Source organism: Achromobacter aloeverae (assembly GCF_004121055.1).
Taxonomy (GTDB): domain Bacteria; phylum Pseudomonadota; class Gammaproteobacteria; order Burkholderiales; family Burkholderiaceae_B; genus Bordetella_C; species Bordetella_C aloeverae.
This window is the reverse complement of record NZ_PYAL01000008.1, coordinates 199,035-215,487: the sequence shown is the minus strand read 5'-3', so window position 1 is coordinate 215,487 and position 16,453 is coordinate 199,035. Positions and strand designations below refer to the sequence as shown.

Here is a 16,453-nt window from a genome sequence, read left to right as displayed (position 1 = left end):
CCTGCGCGTCACTCGATATCCTGCGCAGGCACTTTGCGCCATCCGGCGCCCGGATCGAATTGCTTTATCGCCTCGGCCCTGCGCGCCGTATCGGCCCCCAGGTCGCGTTGGTAAAGCGCTCCGGCATGGCTCACCATAAAGCTCTCGATGCCCGTGTCGCCATACTTGACCGGCCATGCAAGCACCGCGAATCCTCCGAACAGCAGGCCATCGACGGCATAGTCGTAAGCGCCACCCGGTGCGTCCTTGCCCTGGGAGGTAAGCAGCTTGAAGCGGTACCCGTGCAAGCCCGCGTCTCCGGAGGCTCTGGATGCCGCGTCCAGAAACGCCGGACCAAGCGGACTTGGGGCGCCGCCCGCTTGGTCCGGCCAGTACAAACCGTCATGTTTGCCGGGCGTGCTCACCAGCTTCGAGGCATATACCAGCAGGTTGCTGCCGTCGTGACTGGTCTGGGCATACTCGCGCTGCGCGTCGTAGATGGCGAGCATCGTCTGTATGACGGCCAGTTCGTTACGGCCTATACGGCGCAGCCGCATTTCCTCGGTGCCGGCGTGTGTGTCGAAGCGCCATCCCCGCGGCGTTTCGACCAGCGGGACGGGAAAGGTCCAGCCCGCGTTTCCGACCGCGATGCGCGCACGTCCGTCGCCGCTGGATACGATGGCGTGCGACTGATTCCAGGCGGCGATGAACGTGTCCCTGGTCTCCCCGCCGGCCGGAGGGATCAAATCGCGAAAGTCCTGGCCGAACAGCGTCCGCAATGCGTCTTCGCTGTTTTCCCGGATCGCTGCGCCAAAGGCGTCCATTGCCGCCGCCGCGGACTTGAAATTCAGCTGGGCGCGACCAGGGCCTGGGCTTTGCGCCTGCGTCTGCTGCGCCAGTGTTTGGTCCTGCGCCCCGGCGGTCAACGCAAAGGCGAGGGCGATGGTCGCCGCGAACATGGCTACGACGGTGGGGTGCCGGTCGCGAGCCGGTGATGGAATGTTCATGACGCTCTCCTCAACGCCTGCCGCCGGCCCCGCCCGCGCGCGCGCCGCCACCGGCGGATGGCCGGTTCAAGCTGGATCCCTGCGAACTCGCCCTGCCTCGATCGTAGCTGCGTTGGGCCGCGGCGCCGCCCGCCGATACACCGGTAAATGCACTATCGCGTCCGCCGCCGGCCCTGGGGCTGGGGTGGGGGCCGGGATGGGCGCTGCGGCTCTGGGCATTGCCTGGACCCTGCGCGTGTCCGCGCGCGCCGGCCGTTGCGCGGTTGTTGGGATCGGGCCTGGCCGTCCCGGATGGCCGGGTGCTTGCGTTGGCGCCCGCCGCCCCAGGGCGGTTGTTGGTATCGTTACGCGCCGTGGTCGACGGCGGCTTGTTGGCGTTGCCGCGATCCGCCGCCGCGCGGTTGGCCGCGCTGTCGCGGCCGATGCCCTCCGAGCCGGCGGCTGCGCGGGCCTGCGCGGCATTCGCATCGGCGCCGCGGCCGCGGTAGGCGTCCCGTTTGTCCGCGCCGGGAACCTGGCCGGCCATTTTCTGCCTGGTGGTGTTGTCGCGATACGCCACCCCCTGGCGATGGCCGGGGTCGTGCTGCCAGCGTCCGTTTTGTGCCTGGATCTTGCCGCGGTCGACATTGCGGTCGATGTTGTTGACCTTGTTGTAGTCGATGTCGATGTCGTCGTCATCCCAGTCACAGTCGCTGAAGAGGGCGCCGGCCGCGGCCAGGCCCGCACCCCAGGCCAGCCCGGACATGAGCGCGGTTCCAGGGTAGTAGGCCGGCGAGGGCGGCCAATAGGTCGGTGGGTAGGCTGGCGCCCCCCAGGCGCCATACACCACTGTCGGGTTGTAGGACGGGACATAGACCACTTCAGGATCGGGGGAAACGATGCGCACGACCGTCGTGTTATCTTTCGCCGCGGGCTCCACGATCACGTTCTGCTGTTTGTTCGACGACAGGTTGCCCGCTTCCTGCGCGCGCTTGCGTAGCCGCTGGATCGCCGCGAAGACGTCCTGCCGCTGCGCAAGAACCGCGTCGCCCAGCTTCTGGGTCCAATCGAGCTTGTCGTTCATCGGCTCCAGGATCTGCGGGAATGCGACCAGCGACTTCACGCTGATATCCCACGGCTCTTTCTCCACGGCCTTTACCGCCGCGTCGCCTTTGAGCTTCGGGTTCGCCTTGGCCCAGCGCGCCGCATGCACGATTTCCAGTGGGTAAGTCGACGCCATCAGCACCTGGGATAGAAGGGCGTCCGGATAGAGCGCGATCGGCGCGACCAAGGCCTCGATCTCTTCCGGTTTGAATGGCGGCGGTTCTTGCTGGGCGGGCGCCTGGGTCGGTTCCCGAGCCTGGGTCTGCGTCTGGGCCTGGGCCGGTCCTGGCGCCGCCCCTTGCGCCGTTACCGGCCCCGACGGTGCGGCCACGGTCGATGACCCGGCCGGATCCGTTTCCGCTGCGGCGGCCGCCGTGGCGGTCCCCAGGAAAAAAAGGGGAGATGATTGCGCCATGGCGGCCAGGGCCATGGCAAGGGCGCTAGCGCGTATCCGCTTCATGATACGTCTCCCCTTCCACCGAGGTTGCGGCTAGGTATCGGGAAACCGCCGCATCCAGGTTGTGATGCAGCCGCGTGTCTCCCAGGGATGCGCCAAGCGGCGATCTCCGCACCATATCGAGCACGGTCGGATTGAGGCCGGTCATCCATAGCGATATGCCGTCCCGCCGCAAGCGGCGGTCGGCGTCGTTCAGCATCCGCAGTGCCGTGTATTCGATGTCGAATACCGCGGAGAGATCCAGCACCACGACCCTAGGCTTCGCTTCGGCGATCAGCCGCCGCATCTTCAGGCCGAGGTTGTCCGCGTTCAGGAAAAAAATGCGGCCTTCCGGACGCAGGATCAGCAGGCCGGGAAAGGAAACGTCGCCGGGCTTGTTTGCCGACACGGGGCGGAAGACATTGGTACCGGGTTTACGCCGCAGGACATGCACCGGGGGATTGGAAACCTGGTAGGCGAGCGCCACCAGCGAGACAACGATGGCGACGAATATTCCTTGCAGCGTTCCCAGCAGTACGACGCCGCAGACCGCCACGAGCGTCCAGGCCAGCTCCGTACGCCGTATACGGGCGATCGCGCGGAATTCGGCCGGCGAGAACAGCCCGACCGAAAACACGATGACCACCGCCGCCAGCGTGGATTTCGGCATCAGCGCAAGGAAGGGCGCCAACAGCATCATCACGGCCAGCGACACGACGGCGGTCACCAATCCCGCCACTTGGGTGCATGCCCCCGCCTGGAAGTTGACGGCAGTCTGGCTGGCACCGCCGCCCGCGGGCATGGCGCCGAACAGCGCGCCTCCCACGTTCGCGATGCCCGTCGCGAACAGCTCCCTGTTGGCGCCCGGCGACGGTTCCCTCTCCTTGAGAAAAGCCCGGCCAGAGGCGACCGTCTCGGTGAAGCTCATCAATGCCATCCCCAGGGCGCTGGGCCAGAGTTGCCCTGCCAGCGCAAGATCGGGCATCGTCAACGACGGCAGCCCGGTCGGAACGTGGCCGATGGGTTCGACCCCGTGGCTGGACAGGCCCAACAAGCCGGAGAGCGCGATCGCACCGGCCACGACCAGCAGTGGCGCGGGCCATCGGGGCAACGCCCGCGCCAGCAGGACCAGCACGCCGGCGGTAGCCATGCCTACCGCCAGGGTGGGAAGGGAGGTGTCCGGGATGCCACGGATGATCTCGCGCACATTGGAGAAAAACGGCCCCTTGGGAAAGTGGATGCCAAGCAGCTTGGGAAGCTGGTCGATCACGATCACCACGGCGATGCCCGCCTTGAAGCCGGTTAGCACGGGCTCCGAAATGAAGTTGGCGAGAAAGCCCAATCGCAGGACCGATGCGATCAGCAGGAAGAGGCCGACCAGGAGTGCCAGGGTCGCGGTGGCGGCCACGAGTGCGGCGGGATCTTCGTTGGGTACGGCGCTGGCGAGCGCCGCGCTGCTCAGGATGGCGAGCGTCGTGGTCGTGCTCACGCTGAGCGTCTTCGAGGCGCCCATCAGCGCGTAGAGGATCGCCGGCAGGAACGCCGTATAGAGACCGACCTGCACAGGCAGGCCCGCTACGGTAGCGTAGGCCAGTGCCTTGGGAATGACGACCGTCGATGTGGTCAATCCCGCCATGATGTCCTGCCTGGCCCACGCCTTGTCATAGCTGCGCAACCAGGCCGGCAAGGCATGGTGCGATAGCTTGACCCGGCGGGTGGATGTGTCGTGGACCATGGCGAGCGCCTCGAGTCCGGCGTTTCTAATATTTTTCGGGAATGAGCCTGAGCGGATGGTCGGGCTCGCTATAGTCGCCGGCAGCCTGCCTCTTGGGCAGTTTTATCCTGGCCCGCGGCAGGGCCTCGTAGGGTATGCAGCCCAGGAAATGACTGATGATGTTCAGCCGCGTCCGCCGCTTGCTGTTCGACGGCGCGATGAACCATGGCGCAAAGGCGGTGTCGGTCGCACGCAGCATTTCGTCCCGCGCGCGCGAATAGTCGTACCAACGGCTGTATGAATCGAGATCCATCTTGGAGAGTTTCCAGATCTTGCGCTCGTCATTGATGCGCGCTTCCAGCCGGCGCGTCTGTTCTTCCTGGCTCACTTCGAGCCAGTATTTGAGCAGGGTGACGCCGGAGTCGACGATGGCGCGCTCGATAAGCGGTACCATCTTCAGGAACGCCTGCGCCTGGGTTTCCGTGCAGAAGCCCATCACGCGTTCCACGCCGGCGCGGTTGTACCAGCTGCGGTCGAAGATCACGATTTCCCCCGCCGCCGGAAGCAGCGGCAGGTAGCGTTGCGCGAACATCTGCGTCTTTTCCCGCTCGGTCGGCGCGGGCAGCGCGATGACCCGGAATACCCGCGGATTCACGCGTTCCGTAAGCGCCTTGATGGTGCCGCCCTTGCCCGCGCCATCGCGGCCTTCGAATACCACGCACACCTTGGCGCCCGTGTGGACGACCCACTCCTGCAGCCTGACCAGTTCGACGTGCAGGCGAATCAGTTCTTCCTCGTATTGCTGCTGCGACATGCGGTGCGCGCCAGAGGTCTCCTGCTCGCCGTCTTTCTCCTTGTGATGGGCCATCATGGCTCCTTTCGATTTACAAGGTATGGACGCCTGCCGCTGCGCAGCGTGCCAAGGGACGGTGCCTGCAGTCAGTCATACTTGACGATGCGCTGTCCTTGCACGCCCACACCGGCCATCAGTCCCTCCTGGCTGAAGATGAACGCGTAGACGTCCGCCTTCAATGTGGTCGTGGTCAGCGATTTGGCGACGCCGGAATCGACCAGTACGAAGCTCGGGCCTACACCAAGGGACAGACCGGCCCCGCTGGTCAACTCCTGGATCGCCGTATCGGTCATCAGGAAGATGGCTTCCGAATAGGCCTGGGCGCCGGCTTGCATGCCGAAGGAAAGCGCGCCTGTCCGGTAGTAGCCGAGGACCTTGCCCTCGCTGTCGAACATCACGCCGTCTCCGCGCTGGCCGCCGGCAATGAGGCCAGCCTTGAACACGCTGGGGAATACCACCACTGCCTTTGCCATCGGCCGGATGACATCCCTGGCTTTCGGCTCCTCTTGAAACAGTTGCTGCAGGGCCGCCCTGGCCTTGGCATCCAGCTCCGGATCGCCGCCATTGCGGGTGGACGGGTTGCTCGAACATGCCGCGATGGCCAGAAGCACGGGGATCGCGAGGACCAGCTTGAGGAACTTGTTCATGATTTACACCCTTTCCAGAAAATGGGTCAGCCCGGAGCGACAGGCAGCGATTCCGGCTGGGATGTCTCCTAGCTTGGCTGCATAGTGAAACACCGGGCCGCGGCATCGCAATTGGACCTTGGTCCAATTGCGACCGCGCCCGAATCGCGCGTTCATGGCGATCCGAGCGCATTGGTCCAAGCGGCAGCGGGCGGATGCGTATCTCCAGCGGGGAGCAGTGCCACGCCGCTCCCGGCTTCTCCGATATCGAGGGGGTATGCCATGAAGACCGAATCAGCCGGCGATCAGCATCTGGATCACCTTTTTTCGAGTTCCGCGGCCCGCATGGACCGCTGGCGCGACCTGAACGCGGCGGCGCAGGCGTGGGCGGCGGGAGGCCGAGGCGGCGATAGCCGGGGCAGCGGGGCGCCGGTGCGCGAGGCCCTGGCCATCGTACGGCCCATGGAAAGCTATTTTGCGTATCCGGGGGGCCGGTTGCTGCGGCTGCTGGACGAGCGGATCGCGGATGACGACGCCCGAGGCGCGGGGCGCCTGATCCTGCGCATCAGCAACGCCTTGTTGTCCGGCAGCTACCGGTATGAGGAGGGGGCCTGGGAGGATGGCGAGGACGATGCCGCGGACGTCCCCGATCGCATTCCCCCGGGATTGCGGGCCGAGGCCGCGCGACGGCCGTATTTCGAGACCTTGTTCGTCACTCCGGCGCCGGCCGCCCGCACCGCCGCGATGGCGGGCGAAATCCGCGAATTGCGACGGCGGGACGACAACATGATCTACGAACCCGTCATGGTGGGCAACTTCGAGGACGCCCTGCTGGCCGCCGTGCTCAACGGCAAGCTCGAAGCCGTCGTGATCTATGACGGCATCCCGGTCCCTTCCGACCAGGATGTTCCGCTACTGCGGGAGTTCCTGAATGTCTACCAGGACCTGGACACCCGCAATACCGCACCGCGCGACGTGGGCCTCAAGCTGGCCCAGGTGATCAAGGGTATCCGTCCCGAGCTGGACATCTACTTGCTGACCGACAGGCGGGTGGAGGAGCTGGCGGGCAACCCGGACGCCGCGATGGTACGCCGCGTGTTCTACGAGGTGGAAGAGCCCATGGAAGTCCACCTCAATGTCCTGGAGGGCGTGGCGGACCGGTATGCGACGCCGTATTTCGACAACCTGAAGCGTTACGCGACCCGCCCGATCAGTACCTTCCACGCGCTGCCCATCGCCCGGGGGAAATCCATCATCAAGTCGAACTGGATCCGGGATTTCGGCGAGTTCTATGGCTTGAACCTCTTTCTCGCGGAAACCTCGGCGACGACCGGCGGGCTGGACAGCATGCTGGAGCCCACCGGGAACATAAAGGTCGCCCAGGAGAAGTTCGCCCGTGCCGTGGGGGCGGATCACGTTTTCTTCGTTACCAATGGCACCTCGACGTCCAACAAGATGGTTTATCAGGCGGTGACCAAGCCCGGCGACATCGTCATCGTCGATCGGAACTGCCACAAGTCGCACCACTACGGCATGGTGCTGTCGGGCGCCCAGCCGCTGTACGTGGAAGCCTTCCCGATGACCGAATACTCCATGTACGGCGCGGTGCCGCTACGCACAATCAAGAAGGCGCTGCTGGACCTGAAGGCCGAAGGACGCCTGGATCGGGTGGCGATGATCACCCTCACCAACTGTACCTTCGACGGCCACATCTACAATACGCGCCGGGTGATGGAAGAATGCCTGGCCATCAAGCCGGATCTCATCTTCCTCTGGGACGAAGCATGGTTCGGCTTTGCGCGGTGGTCCCCCTTCCTGCGTCCGCGTACGGCGATGGGCGCCGCACAGGCCTTGCAGCGTTGGCGCGATGACCCCGCCGCGCTGCAGGCGTGGGAAGCACAGGCCCAGGAATTCGGCGAGGACCTGCGGCCGGACGACGACCGACTGCTCGATCGGCGCCTGGTGCCCGATCCCCGCGCCATGCGGATCCGGGTCTACGAGACGGATTCCGTCCACAAGTCCATGTCCAGTTTGCGCCAGGGGTCCATCGTCGCCGTGCGCGACGAGGACTATGACCACCATGTGTCGGCGTTCCGTGAAGCAGTGTTCATCCACGCCTCGACGTCGCCGAACGCACAGATCATCGGGTCCCTGGACATCGCGCGGCGGCAAATGGAATTGGAAGGCTACGAGCTGGTCATGCGGGCGATCGAGGTCGCCTTGGCGATCCGGCGGGAAATCGCCAGGCATCCGCTGATCTCGAAATACTTCAGCGTGCTCGGCGCCGACAAGATGGTGCCGGAGGAATTTCGTCCATCCGGGTTCGTCGATTACCTTGAGCCCGGCGCCAACTGGATGACCGCGGCAAGAGCCCTGCTGGAGGACGAGTTCTGCCTGGATCCCACGCGCCTGACACTGGTGTGCGGAACGGCGGGCTACGACGGTACCGCGTTCAAGAACCTGTTGGCATCCAAGTACAACATCCAGTTGAACAAGACCTCGCGCAACAGCGTGCTACTCCAGAGCAATATCAACAACACTCGCAGCGATGTCGCGTTGCTGATCAAGGTTCTGCTGGAGATCGCCGAGGATATCGACGGGAGGCTCAAGGCGGAGGGCGAAGCCGGCCAGGCGGCCTTCGCCGGCAAGGTCAGGAACCTGATGGAGGACGTGCCCAACCTGCCGAATTTCAGCCGCTTCCATGACGGCTATCGGGAAGATCCTGGCAGCGTCACCCTGGAGGGGAATATGCGAGCGGCCTTCTTCGCTGCCTATGACGAGGCCGAGTGCGAATACCTGCCGCTCCGGAGTCCGTCCATGGACGAGAGGCTGGCCAACGGCCCGGCGCTGGTTTCGGCCAACTTCGTCATCCCGTACCCGCCGGGGTTTCCGATCATGGTGCCGGGGCAGATCATCGACGCGGACACCATCGAATTCATGCGCAAGCTCGATGTGAAGGAAATCCATGGCTACAACGCGGCGCGCGGGCTGAAGCTGATCAAGCCGGATGCCATCGAGGAAGGTGGCCTGGCGATGTAGACCATCCGACGCACGTGGCTGGCCAACGCGCGGCCACGTGTCTTCCTGCCTGTCCAATCATCAAGGAGAAGGGTCATGGAATGGTTTTTCGGCGTGATGAAGGCTAACCCCTACATTCTCTTGTTCTTCACGGTCGGGCTTTCGGTATGGCTGGGGCGCCTGACCATCAAGGGGTATGGCCTGGGCATGGTGGCCGGTGCGGTGATAGTCGGCGCGGCCTTGTCCATCTGGGCGTCCACCTACGGTATCAAGCTGCAGCTGGACAACTTCGTGCGGCTGCTCTTCTATTACCTGTTCATGTATGGCGTAGGGCTGCGCGTCGGCCCCTCGTTCGTGAACAGCCTTGGCCGCGACAGCGTGGGCTTCACCTTCCTGGCCATCCTCGCGCCGGTGCTCGGCCTGGTGCTTGTCGTGCTCGGCGTCATATGGGCGGACCTGCCGGTGGGCACGGCCGGCGGCATCCTGGCCGGCAGCCAGACCATGTCGGCGGCGATTGGATCGGCCGAGCAGGCCATCACGGACGGCGTGGTCGCGCTGCCCGCGGGGATGACGCGAGAGGCGGCGACCGGGATGATCGCACTCTCCTACGGGATTACATATATCTGGGGAACGGTCGGCATCATCCTCATCGTCAAGTACCTGCCGCGCTGGTGGGGCGTGAATGCGCGCGCCGCGGCGAAAAAATACGAGGAAGAGGTGGGCGTGCGCAATGTCGACGACGCGGGCCTGTCCGGCTATCGCGGCGGCGGCCTGCGTGCATACCGATTGGAGAACCCGGCAGTGGCTGGCATGAGCATCCGGCAGTTCCGCGATGCGAACCCCGAGTACCGCGTGATCAATGTGCGGAGGGAGGAGGAATCGTTGGGCTGTGAGCCGGACCTGGTCCTGCGACAAGGCGATGTCATTGCCTTGGGAGGGCGGCTGGAATCGCTCACCGACAAGATGGGATTGCTGGGGCCGGAAGTCGCCGATCCCAAGGCATTGAACGTGCCGTTGGACCAGGCGGAGATCCTGGTGACGTCCAAGGAGGTCATCGACCACCCGTTGAAGTCCTTCCGCGATTCCGACATTGCGGGACAGGTGCAGCTGACCAAGATCGAGCGTTCGGGGGTGCCGATACCCATAGGCCTGGAAACGACGCTGAAGAAGCGCGACGTCCTGTTCATTACCGGCCTCAAACCCGCGGTGCAGCGGGCAGGCGAGATCTTCGGGATGATCGCGAGGCCGAGTACGGCGACGGATCTGCTGACGCTATCGGCTGGCATGATCCTGGGTTTTCTGATCGGCAAGATCGACTTCCCTGCGTTCGGCAGCAGGGTCGGCCTCGGCAATGCGGGCGGCTTGCTCGTCTCGGGCATCATCGTCGCGTCCATATCGTCGCGCTTGCGATTTTTCGGCAGCACCCCGAACGCCGCGCGCAACATCCTTGAAGACCTTGGCCTGGTGGTGTTCGTCGCCATCGTGGGCCTGAATGCGGGCGCCAGCCTGCTGGAGCAGCTGACAGGCGCGATCGCATTGAAAATCTTCCTGGTAGGCTTCGTTGCCTGCACGATCCCGCCCTTCATCGTCTGGGCTATCGGATACCACGTATTGAAAACCAACCCGGCCGTATTGATGGGCGTCACGGCGGGCGCCCGCAGCCACTCCGGTCCTTGCCGGGAAGCGGCGAAGGAGATAGATAGTTCAGTGCCATGGATGGGTTTTCCGGTCGCTTATGCGGTGTCGGGCGTACTGCTCACCATCTTCGGCTATTTCGCGATGCTGTTGGCGCACTAGGCTCCTGGCCGCGGGGAGGGTAGCAGACATGCCGTTCGAATGGATTCCGGCCATATTGCGCAAGTCGCCGGAAATGGCGATGTTCCTGGCCATACCGATAGGCTATGTGCTGGGAAATATCCGCATCGGCAGCTTTTCCCTGGGCACGCCGACGGGCGCCTTGATCGCCGGCCTGGTCATCGGCCAGGTCGGCATCGAGGCCAGCCGGGAACTGCGCTGGAGCCTGTTCTATCTTTTCCTTTTCGCGAATGGCTATTCCGCCGGACCGCAGTTTTTCCAGGCGCTCAAGCGGGATGGCGTAAAGCCGATGGCGTTGTCGCTGGTGGTCGTCGTCGTGGGAGTGGGGGTGGCACTCGGCATGGGCCATGTCCTGGGGCTGGACGCTGGGTTGACGGCGGGGTTGTTTGCCGGCGCGCTGACGCAATCGTCGGCCATCGGGACGGCGACGGACGCGCTGGCGAACCTGCCTGTTTCTTCCGAGACGCATCGCCTGCTGGCGAGCCATGTCGCGGTCGCCGATGCGCTGACCTATGTCTTCGGCGCGGTCGGCGCCATTCTCTTCATCAGCGTCATCGCCCCTCGCATCCTGCGCATCGATCTTCGCAAGGAGGCGTCCGCGCTGGAAGAGCAGTACGGGATCAAGACCAAGTCGGATGGCGTGCTCTCCGGCTACCTGAAGTTCGCGGCGCGTGCCTATAGGGTGCTGCCGGATGCCGGGTTCGCGGGCCGCCGCATCGCCGACGCGGAACAGGCCCGTCACCAGTATCGCTATTTCGTCGAGCGTATCCGCCGGGGACAGGCGGATATCGAGGCGAGACCGGACGCGGTATTGCTGCCCGGCGACGTGATCGTGGTACACGGCCGCAGCGAGGCGCTGGTGGCGGTCGGCCCGCTGTTCGGCAAGGAGCTGCATGAGCCGGAGCTGCTCGATTTTCCGGTCTCCATCCTGCGCGTCATCGTCCTCAAGCGGCAGCTTGCCGGACCGACCTTGCAGGAGCTGGTGGACGGCAAGATACTGAGCTTTCGCAGCGTGGGCATGCGTTCATTGACGCGTGGCGGGCAGGACATACCCTTTGGCGCATCCACCACGCTCAGCCGGGGCGATATCGTGACGCTGATCGGGCCCACCCAGGCCGTGGAGCGGGTTGCCGGGGAAATGGGGCAAGCCTTGCCGGCGACGGTGTCGACACGCTTGTCGGTGCTGGGCTTCGGTATCCTGATTGGCGTTCTGGCCGGCCTGCCCTATGTGGATATCGGCGTTTTCAGGCTGACGCTGGGCACGAGCGTCGGCGTGCTGCTGGCCGGCCTCTTCTTCGGCTGGTTGCGCACGGAGCGTCCGGCCCTGGGCGAGATACCCCAGCCGGCCCTGGACTTCATGATCAATTTCGGTCTGGCCGGTTTCGTCGCGGCGGCGGGATTGCAGGCCGGGCCGGAGTTCGTGCGCGCGGTGGGCGAGCTTGGGGTAGGCATCATCCTGGCCGGCGTGGCCGTGACATGGGCTCCGCTGCTGGCGGCCCTGCTGATCGGGCGGTACGTTCTCAAGATGAATCCCCTGCTGTTGCTGGGCGGCCTGGCGGGCGCCCAGACCTTTACCGCCGCCTTGGCCGCGGTGCAGGAGAAAGCGGGCAGCCGGATTCCCGTCCTCGGCTACACCGTGCCCTATGCCACGTCCAATATCCTGTTGACCACTTGTGGGGGACTGGTCGTGGTATTGGCTTACGGATGGCGGTAGCTGGAGGACGTCGAGCGTCATGCCGTGCGGACGAACAGCGCGTGCAGCTTGTTCCAGAAATTGCCGCCCAGCACGAAGAGGCTCGCAATCAGCATGAGGTCCCCCGCCGCCTGGACTTGCCACAGGTTGGGGCGCAGCCCGGGCCAGATGGTGTCGACATAAGGCTCCAGCATGGCCGAGATGAGCGGAACGAAAAACATCACGAGGCCGATGGCGTGGCGAACAGGGCCCACCGTGGCGACGGGCGCCAGGCGCTTCGCATGGCCGAAGACGATCGCCTTGAGTTGCTGGAATCCCACCTTGCCCATCACGGCGATGCAGGTAATGATCAGCACCTTGTTGGCGATGAAGATGACCCCGGTCAATGCCGCGATGCGTCCGCCGGGCACGTCCAGCCATCCTGCGAGCGGCACCAGCAGCCACAAGGCGAAGGCAAAGAGGAAGAGGCCGATGCCCACCTTGAAACGCCATCCTCCCGTGGCGGCGGGTTCCTGGGCGGTGTCGGTGTCGGACAGGATGGTCATGATGTCGCTCCTTTCAGGAAGGCATGAGGGCGTTGGAAGAAGGGGATGGGCGAGCTGGCCACGCAAGCAGGTGCTGCATCAGGCATGCATACAGCGCCACGGACAGGAACAGTCCCATGCGCACCGCGAAAGCGGTCTGGACATCCTTGCCCGCGACGCTGTCCTGGATGGACTGGCCCAGCAGGATGATCATCGTCGCCTGGGTGTTCAACCAGAAGCCCGGGGAAAAGCGCGAGCGTCGCAGCCGGTAGATCCTGGCCGCTATCACCAGCCCGAACAGCAGGGTCCAGAGGAAGAGCATCCATAGATTCACTTGCAGGCCCAGCGCGTGCCAGAACAGCAGTGCCAGCACGCCGGCCCACAGCGTGGATCCCAGCATTTCCTTCGCCGCGCCGCGCGCCGCGAGCGCGCAACTCTGCTTCCCAAGGCTGGCCGACTTCATGAGTATCGGCATGTAGGCGAGCGGATCGGTCAAGGCAAGCAGCAAGGCGGGGAGCACGATGAGGGTCGCGCGCAGCGCCACCCGGCTGGCTAGCGCATGGGGCAGGGTGGGAGGGGCCGGCGCGGCCGGCAGGCCGGCGGGATCGGGGAAAAGCCAATGGCACAAGGGCAAGGCCACGAGCACGACCAGCAAGCCCTTCAGCAAGGCTTCGATCACGACGAGCGCCAAGGCGAACGCGACGGACCCGGCGGCGGAAATCATGGTCAGGCCGACGACCAGAAACAGCGAGACAACGGCGTTGCCACCCCGTAAGCCGTAGCGAAAGGCAAGGAAGAGGCTCAAGCCGATCGCCAGCACGCCGCTGCCCGGATAGTGGCGCAGGACGGGCGTGAGCAGCAGGCCGACGCTGGTGGTCAACAAGACCACCAGCAGCAAGCCGGCCGCCGCCTTGAAGGAAAGCGGACGAGGCATCATCGTGAAAAGGAACACCGCGAGCGCCGGCGCGATGAACGGTATCGGCAGCGCCAGGCCGAAGCTGGCGGCCATGCACAAAGCCACGCCGGCCGCCAGCCGCAGCGCACGGCGGCCTAGGGGGAAGGCAAGTGCGGACGTGTCAGTAGACATAGGAGAACCAGCTCATGATGCGCAGATAGAGACGCCCAAGCGGATTCAAGGGATTCCCTTGGGTGGGGAACGCCATGACTTCGGCCTGGCCGCCGACGCGCAGCGCGCTGACGTCCGGCAATTCGCCGGGATCGAACTGGATGATGACGGGGTAGCGCTGGGCGGGGCGCAGCCAGTCGCGGCTGTTCTGCACCGAAGGCAGGGTGCCCGGCGGGCTGGGCGGCCCCGCATTGACGCCGCGGCCGATACTGCGCACATGTCCCTCGAAGACATGGCCCGGCAGTGCATCCAGGACGATGCCCACGGGCGAACCCGGCACGATATGGCCAAGGTTGTTCTCGGTCATTTCCGCGCTGATCCAGACGTCATGGATGGCGATCAGCGTCATCACGGGTTTGCCCGCGGCGGCGAACTGGCCGGTATCGGTCTGCAGGTCCACGACCAGGCCGGCCGAGCGCGCGCGCACGCGCGTGTTCGCCAGGTCGAGCTCGGCTTTTTCCAGGGCAGCGGCGGCGCTGAGCAGCCTGGCATTCACGTCTTCGGGGCCGCCTTCCTGTTCGCGGGCGCGCTGCACCTCGGCGCGTGCGGCCGCGACCTGGCTGATCGACTGGTCGAGCGTGGCGCGTGCCAATTCCAGCCGTCGCAGGGAAACGGTGCCCGGATCCTCGCGATACAGGCCTTCCAGGCGCCGCGCGTCCTGGCGGGCCCGGGTTTCACCGGCCTGCGCGGCGCGCAACGCGGCAAGCGCGGATGCGATGCCCGCCGTACCCGCGCCGACCTGGCGCCGCATCGATTCGAGATCGGCGCGCGCCCTGTCGACGGCAATGCGGTATTGCTCGGGATCGACATCGAACAGGGGAGCGCCGGCGTGGACATCCTGGTCGTTGCGCACATAGACCTTGGTCACCCGGCCCGCCACCTCCGGCGCGACGGGAATGACATAGGCTTGTACCCGCGCCTGTTGCGTATAGGGCGTGTAGCGGTCGGCGAAAAGATACCAGGCGAGGCTGAGCAGGATCAGCAGCACGACCCACCGGACGCCTTTACGCGATGGGTCGGAGGCAGGCGCCGTGCCGCCGGACGCGGGTGGGCGGGCACTGGATGCGTCGCTCATGGCTGCGCCCCTTCATCCAGCAGCCCGCCCCAGTCGGTGCGTTGCTGCATCTGGCGTCGTGTGGCATCGTCCACCCATGGCTGGTCTGTGTCCCAACCGCCGCCCAGGGCCTTGTACAGGGCGATCAGGTCGCTCACCGCGTTGCCGCGATTCACCACATAGGCATCCTGCTGGACCGCCAAGGCCCGCTGGGCGTCCAGCACTCGTTCGAAGTTCGTGTAGCCTTCCCGGTATAGCGTATTGGCCAGCACCAGGGCGCGTTCGGCTCCCTGCGACGCATCGCGCAAGATGCCGTCGCGCTCCACGGACTTCACCAGGCCGGTGGCTGCGTCGTCCGCCTCCCGGGCAGCCTGGCGCACGTCGTCCTGGTAGGCGACGATCAACTGCTGCAGCCTGGCGTCCTGGACCCGCACGGTGTTCCTGATGCGGCCATGGTCGAAGATATTCCACGTCAGACTGGGGCCGCCTATCAGCGCCAGCGTGCTGCCGCTGCCTGGCAAGGACGTGGCGGACCATATCAGGCTGCCCAGCAGGGTCAGCGACGGATAGAGGTCCGCCAGGGCCACGCCGATCTGCGCCGACTGCGCGGCGATCAGCAGTTCGGCGGCACGGATGTCCGGGCGGCGCAGCAGCAGGTTCGCGGGCACGTCATCCAGCACGGCCTTATCGATCAACGGGATGGCCGGCGGCTGCCTGGCTGCCGCCGGCACCTCCGGCATGGGGTTGGGCGGACGGCCGACCAGGACCGCCAGCGCGTTGCGGCTACGGGCGATCTGGCCCTCGAAGTCCGGGATGCTGCTCAAGGTGCCCAGGTACTGGGTCCTGGCCTGTTGCACATCCAGTTCGTCGGTTTCGCCGCCCTTGAACAGACGCTCGGTGATCTCCAGGCTGCGCCGCTGGATCCGCGCGTTGTCGCCGGCAATGCGCAGCCGCGCCTCGGCCACGCGCAGGGCGTAATAGGTCTCCGCCACCTGGGCGTGCAGCAGTACCAGGACATCCTCGCGATTGGCCTGGGCCGCGAAATAGGCAGCATCGGCGGACTCGATGGCGCGGCTGAACTTGCCCCAGAAATCCAGTTCCCACCCGATATTCACGCCGGCGCTGTACTGCCAGAAGCTGGAGGGCAGGGGACTCGTGTTATTGAACTGCCTGCGGTTCTGGTACAGGGCGTCGGCGGTGGCGACCTGTACCTGCGGATAGCGTCCGCTGCGGGCGATGCCCAGTTGCGCACGAGCCTCCATGATGCGCAATCCCGCGATCCGCAGTCCGGCGTTGTACTGGTCGGCTTCGGCGATCAGCGCGTCCAGCGCCGGATCGCCGAAGACCCGCCACCAGCCGCGGGTATCCTGGTGGGTGGCCTCGGCGCCCTGTGCGCTGGCCTGCGCCAGCGCGGCGGTGGTCCAGGTGCCGGGCCATGACTCGCGTTGCGGCTCGAAGTCCGGTCCCACCGCCTTGCAAGCGGTAAGGCAGACGACGCCCATCAGCAGCAGGCGGCGGAGGCTAT

At 65.4% G+C, this 16,453-nt stretch carries 12 protein-coding genes; 3 read left to right on the top strand and 9 right to left on the bottom strand.

The window, feature by feature from the left end:
- Positions 1-8 precede the first annotated feature (8 nt).
- From C7R54_RS24490 to C7R54_RS24470, 5 genes are all read right to left on the bottom strand, one after another.
- On the bottom strand, positions 9-986 hold the full coding sequence (locus tag C7R54_RS24490) for a DUF2950 domain-containing protein (RefSeq protein WP_240039696.1): 978 nt from the start codon (positions 984-986) through the stop codon (positions 9-11).
- A 10-nt stretch (positions 987-996) separates the two neighbouring features.
- A complete protein-coding gene (locus C7R54_RS24485; protein WP_240039695.1) occupies positions 997-2,529 on the bottom strand; it encodes a DUF3300 domain-containing protein in 1,533 nt (510 codons plus the stop codon).
- Entirely contained in the window at positions 2,510-4,240 is a 1,731-nt protein-coding gene (locus C7R54_RS24480) for a SulP family inorganic anion transporter (RefSeq protein WP_129153332.1), read from the bottom strand. The genes C7R54_RS24485 and C7R54_RS24480 overlap by 20 nt, the downstream gene beginning before the upstream one ends.
- 25 nt (positions 4,241-4,265) lie before the next feature.
- Positions 4,266-5,087 carry a polyphosphate kinase 2 gene (gene ppk2, locus C7R54_RS24475; RefSeq protein ID WP_129153678.1) on the bottom strand — a complete coding sequence of 274 codons (822 nt, stop codon included), beginning with the start codon at positions 5,085-5,087 and terminating at the stop codon, positions 4,266-4,268.
- 71 nt (positions 5,088-5,158) lie between these two features.
- The gene (locus tag C7R54_RS24470) at positions 5,159-5,719 is read right to left on the bottom strand and encodes a lipid-binding SYLF domain-containing protein (RefSeq protein WP_129153331.1); all 561 of its coding nucleotides are present in this window, start codon (positions 5,717-5,719) and stop codon (positions 5,159-5,161) included.
- Positions 5,720-5,980: 261 nt separating this feature from the next.
- Between C7R54_RS24470 and C7R54_RS24465 the strand changes: the two genes are divergently transcribed.
- The 3 genes from C7R54_RS24465 to aspT all read left to right on the top strand — a co-directional run bounded on the left by C7R54_RS24465 (position 5,981) and on the right by aspT (position 12,245).
- A complete protein-coding gene (locus C7R54_RS24465) occupies positions 5,981-8,737 on the top strand; it encodes an aminotransferase class I/II-fold pyridoxal phosphate-dependent enzyme (protein WP_129153330.1) in 2,757 nt (918 codons plus the stop codon).
- 75 nt (positions 8,738-8,812) lie between these two features.
- Complete coding sequence (locus C7R54_RS24460) at positions 8,813-10,513, top strand: aspartate:alanine exchanger family transporter (protein WP_129153329.1); 1,701 nt, start codon at positions 8,813-8,815, stop codon at positions 10,511-10,513.
- A gap of 28 nt (positions 10,514-10,541) precedes the next feature.
- On the top strand, positions 10,542-12,245 hold the full coding sequence (gene aspT, locus C7R54_RS24455; protein WP_158021281.1) for an aspartate-alanine antiporter: 1,704 nt from the start codon (positions 10,542-10,544) through the stop codon (positions 12,243-12,245).
- A gap of 17 nt (positions 12,246-12,262) precedes the next feature.
- Here the strand turns inward: aspT and C7R54_RS24450 are convergent, their stop codons facing one another.
- The 4 genes from C7R54_RS24450 to C7R54_RS24435 are packed head-to-tail and all read right to left on the bottom strand — an operon-like array spanning position 12,263 to position 16,430.
- Positions 12,263-12,769, bottom strand: coding sequence for a transporter suffix domain-containing protein (locus tag C7R54_RS24450; RefSeq protein ID WP_129153327.1), 507 nt, complete (start codon positions 12,767-12,769; stop codon positions 12,263-12,265).
- A gap of 13 nt (positions 12,770-12,782) precedes the next feature.
- The gene (locus C7R54_RS24445; protein WP_129153326.1) at positions 12,783-13,835 is read right to left on the bottom strand and encodes a DUF2955 domain-containing protein; all 1,053 of its coding nucleotides are present in this window, start codon (positions 13,833-13,835) and stop codon (positions 12,783-12,785) included.
- A complete protein-coding gene (locus C7R54_RS24440) occupies positions 13,825-14,949 on the bottom strand; it encodes an HlyD family secretion protein (protein ID WP_129153325.1) in 1,125 nt (374 codons plus the stop codon). The genes C7R54_RS24445 and C7R54_RS24440 overlap by 11 nt, the downstream gene beginning before the upstream one ends.
- Positions 14,946-16,430 carry an efflux transporter outer membrane subunit gene (locus C7R54_RS24435; protein WP_240039714.1) on the bottom strand — a complete coding sequence of 495 codons (1,485 nt, stop codon included), beginning with the start codon at positions 16,428-16,430 and terminating at the stop codon, positions 14,946-14,948. Before C7R54_RS24435 ends, C7R54_RS24440 begins: the two co-directional genes overlap by 4 nt.
- Positions 16,431-16,453 lie beyond the last annotated feature (23 nt).